Here is a 384-nt window from a genome sequence, read left to right on the forward strand (position 1 = left end):
CTGCGGGAGGTGTCCCGCAGACCGGCGTCGGCCGCGTGCCACCGGGCCCGGCCCGGTCAGGACGGGCGGGGCACGTCCAGCGCGGGGAGCAGGTGCTCCTCCTCGTAGGCGAAGTGCTCCTCCAGGCCGTCGACGGTCCGGTCGAGCTCCGCCCGGAGTTCGAGGAGATCGCCGCCGCGCTCCAGGGCCTCCTCCAGCCGGGCGAGCGCCCGCTCGACCACCTGGTGCTCCTCGCGCAGGCGGGTGACGGCCGGGACGAGGTGCGGGAAGCGCTGCTCGAAGGCGGTGAAGGCGCCGTCCTCGCGGGTGTGGTGCAGCCGCAGGCCGTAGCAGAAGGTGAGGCAGCGGCGGTGCAGTTGCCGGGCGAGGTCGGCGGGCGGAGGG

The 384-nt window shown here is 76.0% G+C and carries 1 protein-coding gene; it reads right to left on the reverse strand.

Annotated features, from left to right (window positions below):
- Positions 1-56: 56 nt before the first annotated feature.
- A partial coding sequence (locus ABD308_RS19705; protein WP_344336469.1) for a hemerythrin domain-containing protein occupies positions 57-384 on the reverse strand: 328 nt, incomplete at its 5' end.

The sequence above is a fragment of the Kitasatospora putterlickiae genome, from assembly GCF_039527695.1.
GTDB lineage: Bacteria > Actinomycetota > Actinomycetes > Streptomycetales > Streptomycetaceae > Kitasatospora > Kitasatospora putterlickiae.